Annotated in this window: 6 protein-coding genes and 1 pseudogene; 2 read left to right on the top strand and 5 right to left on the bottom strand. The window is 63.0% G+C overall.

The window, feature by feature from the left end; all coding sequences use genetic code 11:
* Position 1: 1 nt before the first annotated feature.
* Positions 2-2,365 (bottom strand): glycoside hydrolase family 3 N-terminal domain-containing protein, encoded by a 2,364-nt coding sequence (locus ABDW49_RS22080; protein WP_343615289.1) that lies wholly within the window; start codon positions 2,363-2,365, stop codon positions 2-4.
* Entirely contained in the window at positions 2,362-4,767 is a 2,406-nt protein-coding gene (locus tag ABDW49_RS22075; protein WP_343615287.1) for a glycoside hydrolase family 3 N-terminal domain-containing protein, read from the bottom strand. Before ABDW49_RS22075 ends, ABDW49_RS22080 begins: the two co-directional genes overlap by 4 nt.
* A gap of 136 nt (positions 4,768-4,903) precedes the next feature.
* Between ABDW49_RS22075 and ABDW49_RS22070 the strand changes: the two genes are divergently transcribed.
* Entirely contained in the window at positions 4,904-7,060 is a 2,157-nt protein-coding gene (locus ABDW49_RS22070; RefSeq protein WP_343615285.1) for an alpha-glucuronidase family glycosyl hydrolase, read from the top strand.
* A 134-nt stretch (positions 7,061-7,194) separates the two neighbouring features.
* Positions 7,195-8,246, top strand: a pseudogene (locus tag ABDW49_RS22065) (LacI family DNA-binding transcriptional regulator).
* On the opposite strand, the gene ABDW49_RS22060 reads toward ABDW49_RS22065, so the two are convergent.
* The 3 genes from ABDW49_RS22060 to ABDW49_RS22050 all read right to left on the bottom strand — a co-directional run bounded on the left by ABDW49_RS22060 (position 8,243) and on the right by ABDW49_RS22050 (position 12,933).
* A complete protein-coding gene (locus ABDW49_RS22060) occupies positions 8,243-8,686 on the bottom strand; it encodes a thioesterase family protein (protein WP_343615283.1) in 444 nt (147 codons plus the stop codon). The pseudogene ABDW49_RS22065 and the gene ABDW49_RS22060 sit on opposite strands and share 4 nt — an antisense overlap.
* 97 nt (positions 8,687-8,783) lie before the next feature.
* Entirely contained in the window at positions 8,784-9,932 is a 1,149-nt protein-coding gene (locus ABDW49_RS22055) for an aldose epimerase family protein (protein WP_343615281.1), read from the bottom strand.
* A 67-nt stretch (positions 9,933-9,999) separates the two neighbouring features.
* Positions 10,000-12,933 carry a TonB-dependent receptor gene (locus ABDW49_RS22050; RefSeq protein WP_343615279.1) on the bottom strand — a complete coding sequence of 978 codons (2,934 nt, stop codon included), beginning with the start codon at positions 12,931-12,933 and terminating at the stop codon, positions 10,000-10,002.
* Positions 12,934-13,019 lie beyond the last annotated feature (86 nt).

The following is a 13,019-nucleotide window of genomic DNA, read 5'->3' as shown; positions in this document are numbered from 1 at the left end:
TTCAGACGATGTCGAGGGTGACGGATTGCAGGGTTTCGCTGTCGGGCCCGACCATGATGTCGAAGCGGCCCGGTTCGACGCGCTCGACCATGTTCAGATCCCACAAGGAGAAAGCATCGGGGCCGAGGGTGAAACGGACCTCGCGGCTTTCGCCGGGCGCGAGGGTGACGCGTTCGAAGCCCTTCAACTCCTTGATGGGGCGGGTGACGGAGGCCACCTGATCGTGGATGTAGAGCTGCACCACTTCGTCGCCCGCGCGGGTGCCGGTGTTGCGCACGGTGGTGCTGACCACCACCTGCCCCGCCGTGCCGATCTGCGGCGCGGAAAGGCGCGGCTGGCCGATCTCGAAGCTGGTGTAGGAGAGGCCGAAGCCGAAAGGAAACAGCGGCGAAATATCCTCGAAAACATAACCGCGCCGGGCGCTGGGCTTGCGGTTGTAGAAGATGGGGATCTGCCCCGCATTGCGCGCCACCGTCACGGGCAGCTTGGCGCCGGGATTGACCGCGCCGAAGAGAATATCGGCCATTGCCGTGCCGCCCTCCTGCCCCGGATACCAGCATTCCAGCAGCGCATTGGCACCCTCCGCCACGGCAGGATAGCTTGGCGGACGGCCATTGATCGCGCAGACCACCACAGGCTTGCCCGTGGCTTTCAGCGCGGCGAACAATTCATTCTGCTCGCCCACCAGATCGAGGCTGGTGCGGTCGCCCAGATGGTTTTTGGCGAAACCCTCGCGGCTAGTCTGTTCGGTGTCGCCGATGGCCAGCAGGATGACGTCGGATTTTTGCGCCAGAGCCACCGCTTCCTCGATCAGTTGGCGGTTGCGGGCTGGATTGGCCAGCAACACCTCATCGCTGGAACGGTCTTCGCTTTGGGTGATGAAAACGCCTTGGGCGAACTCCACCTGCGCCTTGCCCGCCAGATGCGCCTTCACGCCTTCCAGCAAAGAAACCGCCTGACGCGGAACGCTGCTGTAGCCGCCCAGACGTGCCACGGCGGCATTGGGCCCGATCACCGCCACGCGCTTGTGAGCACCGGCCGTCAAGGGCAAAATGCCATCATTCTTGAGCAGAACGATCGAGCGATGCGCCGCCTTCAGAGCCAGAGCCCGGGCTTCCGCATTGCCGGTCAGCCGGTCGAAATCGGGCGCGGCGAAGGGGTTTTCAAACAGCCCGGCGCGGAACTTCAGGGTCAGCATGTGCGCGCAGGCCGTATCGACCGCCGCTTGCGACACCTTGCCCTCACGCACTTGGCTGACCAGCGTGCGGAACGCCAGTCCGTCGGGCAGCTCGCAATCCACGCCCGCGGCCAGAGCGTGACGCGCCGCCGCTTCCAGATCACCCGCCACATGATGGATCGTGTCCAGCTCCGGCACCGCGCCGTAATCGCTGATCACCGCGCCATCAAAGTCCCATTCGCCGCGCAGCACATCCGTCAACAGCCAGCGGTTCTGATGGCTGGGGACACCGTCGATCTCATTGTAGCTGGGCATCACCGCACCGATGCCAGTGCGCTTCACCACAGCGCGGAAAGGCGGCAGGAAATTCTCGCGCAATTCGCGCTGGGAGATCGGCGCGGGGGCGATGTTGTCGCCGCTCTGGGGCTGGCCGTGACCGGTCATGTGTTTCAGCGTGGCAAAGACCTTGCCGGGGGGCAGTTCACGCCCCTCGCCCTGCAGGCCCAGCACGGCGGCAACGCCCATTTCCCCGCAGAGATAGGGGTCCTCGCCATAGGTTTCCTCGATGCGGCCCCAGCGCGGATCGCGCGCGATGTCCACCACCGGCGAGAGCGCCAGATGCACGCCCCTCGCCCGCACTTCCCGCGCGATCACCGACTGGACCTCGCGCATCAGATCGCGGTCGAAGCTGCCCGCCAAGCCGATGGCCATGGGGAACATGGTGGCGCCCGTCGCCATGTAACCATGCAGCGCTTCCTCATGGAACAGCACCGGGATGCCGAGGCGCGTCTCATTGCGCGCCCATGTCTGCACGGCGTTGATGAAGCGCACCGTATCGGCTGGGGTACGCCAGCGCGCGCCGACCCCGCCCGCCTGCGTCGAGCCATTCAAGGCCCCGCGCCGGTCCGAAGGCCGCGTGATCTGACCGAAGCTGGCGGGATAGGCCGCGCTGGCCTTCTTGGGCGAGAAGGTCAGATCATCCATGACCTGCGCCTTGGTGGCCCAGAGCGCAATGATCTGGCCGACCTTCTCCTCCAGCGTCATGCGCGACAGCAGATCGCGCACGCGCAGATCGACCGGCGCGGCGGCATCCTTGTAAAGCGGTTTGGTCGCCGCCGCCCCGGCCCGCGTGGCCGCCAGCATGGCGCTGCTGGCCAGCAGACCGCCCAGAAGCTGACGCCGGATCATGGCGCCACCGTCAGCGTGGTCGTCTTGAGATCGACCGAATTGTCGCCAGTCATGATCTCGAAATCGCCGGGTTCCACGACGCGCTGCATCTGGTCGTTCCACATCTGCAAGGCCTCGGGTCCGATGTTGAAGGTGACGGTCCGCGTCTCGCCGGGCTTCAGCGTGATGCGTTCAAAGCCCTTCAGCTCCTTGATGGGCCGCGTGACCGAACTGACCTTGTCGCGGATGTAGAGCTGCACCACCTCGTCACCCAACCGTGCCCCGGTGTTGCGCACATCGACCGAAACCGTGGTCTGCCCCGCCTTGCCGATGGTGCTGGCTGCCAGACGCGGCGCGGAAAGATCAAACGTGGTGTAGCTCAGCCCGAAACCAAAGGGATAGAGCGGCGCCGTGGTATCAAACAGATAGCCCCGCCGCGCGCTGGGCTTGGCGTTGTAGAACACCGGCAACTGCCCCACCGAACGCGCGATGGTGACCGGCAGATGCCCACCGGGGTTCACATCGCCGAATAGCACATCGGCTACAGCATTGCCGCCCTGTTCGCCCAGATACCAGCCTTCGAGGATGGCATTGGCCTGCTCGGACACCTTCACCGTCGAGGCCGGGCGGCCATTGATCAGCACCACGGTAATCGGCTTGCCCAGCGCCTTCAAGGCATCGAACAGCTCCTGCTGCTCGCCCACCAGATCGAGGCTGGGGCGGTCGCCCAGATGGTTGTCGGCCCAGCCCTCGCGGCTGGATTGCTCGGTGTCGCCAAGGGTCAGCACGATGCGATCCACGCCGCGCGCCGCCTCCACCGCCGCCGCGATCAGCTTGCGGTTTTCAGCGGGGTCCGATTTGGTGACCTTGTCGGCCCACCAGTCGTCATCCTCGGTGATCTTCACGCCCTGCGCGAAGACGATCTTCGCCTTGTCGCCCACCTTGGCCCTGATGCCGTCGAGGATCGAGACCTTATGCGGCGGTTGGCCGTAATAGCCGCCCAGACGCGCCACCGCCGCGCTCGGCCCGATGACGGCAATCGTGCCCTCGGGTTTCAGAGGCAGCATGCCATCGTTCTTGAGCAGCGTGATCGAACGCTGTGCCGCCGTCAGCGCCAGAGCGCGGGCCTGCGCATCATTGGTCAGCTTTTCAGCCGCCGCAGCATCGGCATAGGGATGCTCGAAAAGCCCGGCGCGGAATTTGAGGTCCAGCATGCGGCGCACGGCCTTGTCCACCTGTGCCTCGCTGACGCGGCCCTCGCGCACTGCCTTGCCCAAAGTGCTGTAAGACAGGCCCTCGGGCAGATCGGCGTCCACGCCCGCATCCAGCGCGCGCCTCGCCGCTCCCTCCAGATCGGGGGCGATATGGTGGATGCTCATCAGCTGATCGACGGCGGAATAATCGCTGACCACCGCCCCCTTAAAGCCCCATTCGCCGCGCAGCACCTTTTCCAGCAGCCATTTGTTGGCATGGGAGGGCACGCCGTCGATCTCATTGTAGCTGGCCATCACCGCCTCGATGCCGGTGCGCTTGACCACCTGCTCGAAGGGCGGAAAGAAGTTCTCGCGCAATTCGCGTTCAGAGATCGGCGCGGGGCCAACATTGGTGCCGCTCTCGGGCTGGCCATGGCCGGTGAGATGCTTGAGCGTGGCGAAGACATGGCCCGGCGTCAGTTCACGCGCATGGCCGGGGCCCTGCAGGCCCTCGACAGCGGCCACGCCCATTTCGCCGACAAGATAGGGGTCTTCGCCATAGGTTTCCTCAATGCGGCCCCAGCGCGGATCGCGGGCGATATCGACCACCGGCGCCAGCACCTGAGACACGCCGCGCACCCGGATTTCCCTTGCAATCAAGCCGTTTACCGCGCGCAGCATCGCCGGATCCCAGGATGACGCCATGGCGATGGATTGCGGAAAGCTGGTGGCGCCGACAGCGGCGTAACCATGCAGCCCTTCTTCATGGAACAGGATCGGGATGCCAAGCCGGGTTTGCGTTGTGGCCCAATGCTGCAACGCATTGACCAGCGCCACCGTCTGCGCAGGGTTCCGCCCCGGCAGCACACGCGGACTGACCGAACCCTTGGCATCCGAGGGGCGCGTGAATTGCCCCAGCCCGTTAGGATAGTGCGAAGCCAGCTTCGCGGGATCAAGCTGCAGCTTCGCGTCGAAAATCTCGGATTTGGCATCCCAGACGGCGGTGATCTGGGCGATCTTCTCATCCAGCGTCATGCGGGCGATCAGGTCGTCGACTCGCGCCTCAATGGGAGCGTTAGCATCCTTGTAGACCGCGTCCGCCGTAGTGGCCTTCACGCTGGCCGCCAGAGCAACCGGAGCCCCAAGCGGAAGCGCCGAAATGGCCGAAACCATGGCCATCGCGGATGCCGCGCACAGCACAGACCCACGGATCTGACAGGACTTGAACATGCTACCCCTCTCCAGCGGCATTTGTCGCGACCGATTTTTCTTGCCGCATCACCTTTGATAGCGTTAACATCACTCAAAGAGGATGCGCTTGTCAATGCCCATCGCAGCGACGGCGAGAAGATTCGGGAGAGAATGAATGTGGTCTCGGCTATGCTGCTGGCTGCTTGCCTGCGCCACTCTAGCCCTTGCCCCTACAGCAAGGGCTGAGGACGGTTACAAGCTCTGGCTGCGCTATGCACCCTTGCAAGGCGCGGCTTTGCAAGGTGCCGTATCCCACGCCAAAGCCATCATGGGTCCGGCCCAAGGCCCCAGCGCACTGGCCGCCGAGGCCGAATTGCAGCGCGGTTTCTCCGCCATGACAGGCACCGCGCCTCAATCCACACATAGCCTCACCGATGGCGCGATCTGGCTGGCAACACCGGCCTCCTCCTCCACCCCGCTGCCGGTCCCGCTCAAGGATCTGGGCGAGGAAGGCTATGCGATTCGCACCATCCAGATGCAGGGCAAGACCGTCACGCTGATCGCCGCCAACCGCGACATCGGCCTGCTCTACGGCGCCTTCCATCTGCTGCGGCTGGCCTCGTCCGGCGCCGATCTGGCCCATCTCGACATCACCAGCAGCCCGCGCATCAAGCTGCGCATGCTCAACCATTGGGACAATCTCGATGGCACGGTCGAGCGCGGCTATGCCGGCGCCTCGATCTGGGACTGGTGGCACCTGCCCGACTTCAAGGACCCGCGCTACACCGATTACGCTCGCGCCAATGCCTCGATCGGCATCAACGGCACGGTGCTCAACAATGTAAACGCCAAGGCCGACAGCCTGACCGCGCCCTATATCGCCAAGGCCGCCGCGCTGGCTGACGTCTTCCAGCCCTATGGCATCAAGGTCTATCTCTCGGCCAAATGGAGCGCGCCCATCGAGATCGGCGGCCTGAAAACCGCCGACCCGCTCGACCCGCAGGTCGCCGCATGGTGGGCCGCCAAGGCCGATGAAATCTACGCCGCCATCCCCGATTTCGGCGGCTTTCTGGTCAAGGCCAACAGCGAGGGCCAGCCCGGCCCTCAGGACTATCACCGCACCCATGCCGATGGCGCCAATATGCTGGCCGCCGCGCTCAAACCCCACGGCGGCGTGGTGATCTGGCGCGCCTTCGTCTATGCGGCGGGTGCTCAGAAGGACCCGCGCCTGGATGATCGCGCCAAGCAGGCCTATGACGACTTCAAGCCGCTCGACGGCAAGTTCGCCGACAATGTGATGGTGCAGGTGAAGAACGGCGCCATCGATTTCCAGCCGCGCGAGCCTTTTCACCCGCTGTTCGGCGCCATGCCCAAGACGCCGCTGATGATGGAATTCCAGATCACCAAGGAATACATCGGCCAATCCACCCACCTCACCTATCTGGGGCCACTGTTCGAGGAAACGCTGCGCGCCGACACCGGCACGGGAGGCACGGTTGCCGACGTGATCGACGGCAAGCTGGACCATCACACGCTGACCGGCATTGCGGGCATTGCCAACCTCGGCACGGACCGCAACTGGTCGGGCTCCATCTTCAACCAGGCCGACTGGTATGCCTTCGGGCGGCTTGCATGGGATCCGCAGCTTTCCGCGCAGCAAATCGCGCAGGAATGGGCGGCACAGACCTTCTCGCCCGATCCGCGTGTGGTCACGCCCGTCACAGCGATGATGGCGGGATCGCGCGAGGCGGCGGTGGATTACATGACCCCGCTCGGTCTGGCCCATGTGATGGGCACCGGCCATCATTACGGCCCCGCGCCATGGATCTCCGACCTGGGTCGCCCGGAATGGAACCCGGTCTATTACCATCGCGCGGATGCTCAGGGCATCGGCTTTGACCGCACCGCCAAGGGCAGCGATGCCATCGTGCAATATGCTCCGCCTGTGGCCACGCGCCTGTCGAAGCTGGAGACCACGCCGGAGAAGGAATGGCTGTGGTTCCACCATGTGAGTTGGGACCAGAAGCTGGCCTCGGGCGACACGCTGTGGGATGGGCTGATCCATCATTACGACCATGGCGTGACCTATGTCGCGGGCATGCAGCAAAGCTGGGACAGCCTGCGTCCGCTGATCGATGAAGAGCGTTTTGCCCAGACGCAGACCTATCTCGCCATCCAGCACCGCGAGGCGCAATGGTGGCGCGACGCCAGCATCGCCTATTTCCAGTCGATCAGCCACCGCCCCCTGCCCGCTGGCGCCGCCGCGCCCGCTCACACGCTGGAGTGGTACAAGGCGCTGCGCTTTCCCTATGCGCCAGGGAACCCGAAATAAGCATCCATGTTAGCGAAAACATCGTGCTTTGGCATTGGCCGATAACATTCCGCTGGCGGTTTGCGGTGTTTTCGCTAACATTTTTTCAAAGGGCACACGATAGCCCCCTGATATCGCCACCAGATTGACCTTTCATGGATCACAAAGACTCCCGCGCTCCCACCATCATCGATGTCGCCAAGCAGGCCGGCGTCTCGCCGATGACCGTCTCGCGCGTCATCAACGGCAAGCAGGCCGTGCGCGAGGCGACGCGCGACAAGGTGCAGGCCGCCATCGATGCGCTCGGCTATGCGCCCAGCGCGGCGGCGCGCGCCTGGCCGGGGGCGAGGAGATCCGGATCTGCCTGCTGTTCTCCAACCCTTCCACCTCCTTCCTCTCCGAATTGCTGATGGGCAGTCTGGAGCAAGCGAGCCATCACAATGTGATGCTGGCGGTGGAAAAACTGACCGAGCCGCTCTCGGTGGAGGCGGTGCTGGCGCATCTCAAACATGCGCGGATCAACGGCATCATCCTGCCGCCGCCGCTTTGCGATTCCCCCGAGATGCTGGCGGCCTTGCGCGATGCCGGAATCCGCGCGGTTACTCTGGCGGCCAGCCATCGGCCCGATCATTTTTCCTCGATCAACATGGATGACCGGCTCGCCGCGCGCGAGATGACCCGCCATCTGGTCGCGCTGGGCCATCGCCGCATCGGCTTCATCAAGGGCAATCCGGCCTATAACTCCGGCCAGCGCCGGTTCGAAGGCTATCTTGCCGCGCTCACCGATGCCGGTCTGCCGCAGGATGAGACGCTGATCGCGCAGGGCCTGTTCAACTATCGCTCGGGCCTTGATGCGGCCGAGCATTTGCTCGATCTGGCCGAGCCGCCCACGGCGATCTTCGCCTGCAACGACGATATGGCCGCCGCCGCCGTGGCCATCGCTCATGGGCGCGGGCTGGATGTGCCGGGCGACCTGACCGTCTGCGGCTTCGACGACACGCCGCTGGCCACCACCATCTGGCCGGAACTGACCACCATTCACCAGCCGATCAGCGATATGGCGCGCAGCGCGGTCGATCTGCTGGTGCGCGATCTGCGCGAGCAGCGGGGTGAGGCGGAGGAAGAACCCTCGCATGTGGTGCTGGATTACAAGCTGGTGCGCCGTCAGTCGGATGCGGCCCCACGGCGACGCCCGCGCAAGCGTTAAGCGGCTCCACTCCGGATCGTCTCCAGACAGGCGCGAAGAGCATCGGGCAGAGGCACCGGGCGCATCGTTTCCCGGTCGACATAGACATGGACGAAAAAGCCCGCGGCGGCGGCTTCGTCATGGTTCCGGGTGAACAGCCCCACCTCATAGCGCACACTCGAACGGCCGATATGCGCGACACGCAGGCCTGCCTCCACCGGCTCGGGATAGCTGATGGAACGTGCATACCGGCACCCTGTTTCGACGACCAGACCGATCACCGGGCTGCTCGCAATGTCGAGAACCTGCTGTTCGATCAGCCATCCATTGATGGCGGTGTCGAACCAGGCGTAATAGACGACATTGTTCACATGACCGTAGACATCATTGTCCGACCACCTTGTCTGGATCGGCCGATACAATTTGTAGCGATCGCGTGTCTCGACAGAGTCGCGGTTCATGGGGTGTTTCCTTCCTCGCATGCGGCGGAACTCCGGGGTTCAACCCGGATCGCAATAAGGGCAAAATCGCGGCTCGAATGGGCATGAAAACCGGGGGCTAACGCCCGTCAACGCCGAACTGCCACACCGTGCGGCTGGCGTAGACCTCCCCTGGCCTGAGCGCCACCCTCGGGAAATGGGTCAGATTGGGCGTGTCAGGATAGTGCTCGGTTTCCATCGCCACACCGCCATGGGCAGGATAGGTCCGCCCATCGCGCATCAATCGAGGCGATGCGCGACCATTGGCAGTGTAGAGTTGCAGTCCGGGTTCGCTGGTCGACACGGTCAGCATCCGGCCCGAAGCCGGATCGACGAGGCACGCCGCCTCCACCACCTCACCCGGCACGAGAGAACGCCTCAGGACGAAATTATGGTCATAGCCATGGCCACGCGCCACCTGAGGATCGGTACTCTCGATATCCTTGCCCAGCAGTTTGGCGGTGGTGAAATCGAAGGGCGTTCCCGCCACCTTCAGCACTTCGCCGGTGGGCGCGTTGTTGGCCCCGGCCGGCGTATAGAAATCGGCATTGATCCGCAGCCTATGGCCCAGAACATCGCCATGGCCAGCGCCGGCCAGATTGAAATAGCTGTGCTGGGTCATGGTGACGACCGTGGTTCGGGTGGTGGTGGCACGATAATCGATCGTCAGCCGGTTGCTGTTATCCCAGGCGAAGGTCACGGTGGCAGTCAATCGGCCGGGAAAACCTTCATCGCCATCGGGACTGATCAGTGTGAAGCGCAGAGCCGAACCGCGCGAGGTCCTGATCGGCGCTACACTCCACAGTCTGGTGTGGAAGCCGTTGCTGCCGCCATGCAGCGTGGCGCCGCCGGTGCCCGACAAAGGGTATTGCCTTCCGGCGATCACCAGCTTCGAACCGATGATCCGGTTGGCATAGCGCCCCACCGTGGCGCCATAATAGGCAGCGTTGCGCAGATAGTCCTCCGCGCTGGCGTAACCCAGCACGACATCTTCAAGCCTGCCGTCGCGATCGGGCACACGCAAAGAGGCAATCGTCGCGCCGAGGTTCAGGATCGACACGCTGGCTCCCTGCCGGTTGGTCATGGTGTAGCGGCGGATCGTGGCGCCTTGAGGGGTTTTTCCCCACGCCTCCACCCTGACAGCGGTCGGCGATGCATGCGCCGCGCCCGATGGCATCAGCGACAGGGCACAGGCGCCAAGGACGGATATCCGCCAGATCTTCGCCATATCACTCCCCATGTTCAGGATCAGCCTGCCTTGCTGGTGGTTCAGCAAGGCAGGGACCCGCGCTGACTTACATCCGCACCCTCAGGCCCAGCGAAACCAAGCGCCCGATCGGGTTGGACACAAAGCCGTTATAGCCCCATGCCCCTCCCAGAATGCCGCTGGTGTTTCCGTTGTAGAACGGTGGATTGGCATTGAAGAGGTTCTGCGCATCGGCGTAAATCTGCCAGCCATGCATGAAACCGCCACCCTGCATTTCATATTGCACATGCAGGTCGAAGGTATTCGACGCCTTGACGATATCGCCGCCGCCGGTGGGGTTCCCGAGCGAATCCACCGTGATCGGCGCCACCGAGGTGGTGATCCAGTTGCGATAGCTGCCGACATGGTTCCAGAACAGATCGGCTGAGAAACCGCTCTTGGCCCAGCCCAATTGGGCGCGGTTCTTGAACTGCACCGAAGGAAAGGTGGTGTTGTAGCCGGAGGTGTTGAGGATCGAGAAATCGGTCCCTCCCCCAAAGTTCTGCACAAATTTGGTGAAATAGGTGAAGGCCGTTCCCAGCGTGATCCGTCCAAACCCATCGAAATCATGCGTATAGTTGAATTGTCCGTCGATACCCTCGACCGTCAGATTGAGCGCATTGCGCGAGGATTGATCGAGCAGGAAATAAACCGAGGACGGCACCGCACCCGAAATCGAGGCACCATTGGCCAGATTAGCAAAGGTGTTGATCTGATCATTGGTGCAGCCCGAGGGACAGATGGTCAGCAGATTGCGCAGCCCCGCCGAGTTTTCGATCGCCGTCGCGCTGGGCGAACTGACTCCGCCGATGAACTGCGTGTGCCAGAAGGTCACCGCGCCGGTGAAGCCAGGCAGGAAGCGCGGCGCCATATCCACGCCCACCGACCAGCTACGGCCCTTTTGCGGCACTTCATTGGTAAAGCCGCCACCCAACTGACGACGCAGGCCCTGCGTGGTGCCCGCCATGTTGCAGGTGGTTGCATTGCAAGTCACGCCCGGCACATTGACGATGCCCGGAAAGCTGGAAATCGGCACATTGTTGAGCGCCCCCGTCGGCCCGACACTGCCCGAGGCATAGAGATAGCCCTGCGTCGGGTCACCGATCACCGCGATGGGCGGCGCCACGAAGGAACGCGAATAGTTGCCACGCAGCTTCAGCCCATGGATGATTTCCCAATTGGCGGCAAATTTGGGATTGGCAGTGCTGCCCACATCGGAATAACTGTCATAGCGCCCTGAAATGCTGGCATCCACCTTATACATCAGCGGAATGTTCATCTCGGGCGAAATGATGGGAATATAGGCCTCGCCATAGAAGGATTTGATGTCGCGCTTATAGTTGTAGACGCGGAAGTTCGATCCGGTGGTGGTGGGGCCGGTGCCGTTCGAGCCGGAGATCTTCTGCGTCTCATTGGTCCAGTAATATTCGCCGCCGATGGCAATCTTCAAGTCGCCCGCCGGCAGTTTGAACAGTGTTCCCTGCGCATCCAGCTTCAACTGGTTGAAGGTGTTGTAATTCGTGTTCTCCGAATTGGCCGTGTAAAGCGCACGGTTGACCGCCGCCGATGTCTGGGTGGTACCGCCCGAGGAATTCCACACATCCAGCGCATTGGCCGCAGTCAGCGGCAGGTTCAACGCGATCACATTCTGACCGGCGATGTCCGTGGCGGTTGTGCTGCCACTGGCCTGCCCGGTGCCGTTGACCGCCAGCAAGGCGCAGGCCGTGCAGAATCCATTGATCGTGTTGAGCGCCGAGCGGTTCCAGCCGATCGCGTCGCTCAGTGTGATGGTCCAGTTGTTGGTGACCTTGTAATCGATCACCGCAGTTGAATAGATCGAATCCGACTGACTTTCGGTGTTGCCGTAATAGCCGTCAGGCCGCAGCGCCAGCCAGTTGATGCTTTCCTGGGTGGCTCCGGGCGATCCGGCGGGCGCCTGGAAGAAGGGGTTGATCTGTCCCCCCTTGCCGGAACCGGGCCCATAGACCGTCACGCTGGAAAGGCCGCCGGGGCCATTGGGTGAGTTGGTCTTCTGCCGGTTGTAGTTCAGCATATAGGTTGCTGAAATCCGGTCGGAAAAATCATTGACCATCTTGATCATCACATTGCCGCGCCCCTGCGAGGGCAGCAATGTGGCATAGACCGAATTGTTGCAGGGCGCATTGGCCTGGCTGTTGGCCACCGTGGTGGTGGCACGCGGGCTCAGATAAACGCCGCTGACGCCGGGCACGCTCATCGTGGCGGCGGGGCACTGATAGCTGTTGGTATTGGTGCCGCCGATCGGCGTGTAATCACCCATGCTCGAAAAGGAGCGGTCCTTGTTCAGCAGATTGGATTGCTGGCTCCACGAACCGGCCAGATAGACGCCGCCCGTCGCCCATTTCTTGCCCCAGATGAAGCTGATGTTCTTGTTGTCATAATGGTCGGCCACGCCGCCCTGCACATTGGCCTCGAAACCGTCGAAGGTCTTGCGGGTGATGAAGTTGACCACGCCCGCCACCGCATCCGAGCCATAGACCGAGGAAGCGCCATCCGCCAGCACCTCGACGCGCTGGATCGCGCTGACCGGGATGATGTTGGGATCGGTCTGAGCAAATTGCGTGCCGCCGCCCGGCAGCCGCAGCCCGTCCACAATCACCAGGGTGGTGTTCGAAGACGATCCGGCAAGGCTATGAATTTGCGGAGAATAATAGGAATAGGCATTCTCGCCCTGCGATGCCGCGCCCGAGGTGGTGATCGACGGTACCGTGTTCACAAGCTGCGACACATTGACCGGCGCGGTCTTCTCGATCACGTCGCGGCCCACCGAAACAAGGTTCGAGCCGATCGGCGCCACGCCCTTGATCTTGGTGCCAGTAACGACGATGTCCGCATTGTTGGGCTGCGCATCGGCAGGCTTGCCCGCAGCATTATCGCTCTGTGCGCAGGCCATGCTGCCCGAGGCCGCCATCGCGATGACGATCAACGAGGCATGCAAACGCATCCATGTGCCATGTACCATCAGAAACCCCCTTCCAATAATAACTGATTTTATGGTCTGTTTTGCGCATCATTCTGCGTCGGCCAGCC

The organism is Novosphingobium sp. (assembly GCF_039595395.1).
Lineage (GTDB): Bacteria > Pseudomonadota > Alphaproteobacteria > Sphingomonadales > Sphingomonadaceae > Novosphingobium.
The sequence above is the reverse complement of the archived record's forward strand: the minus strand, read 5'-3'. Positions and strand labels throughout refer to the sequence as shown.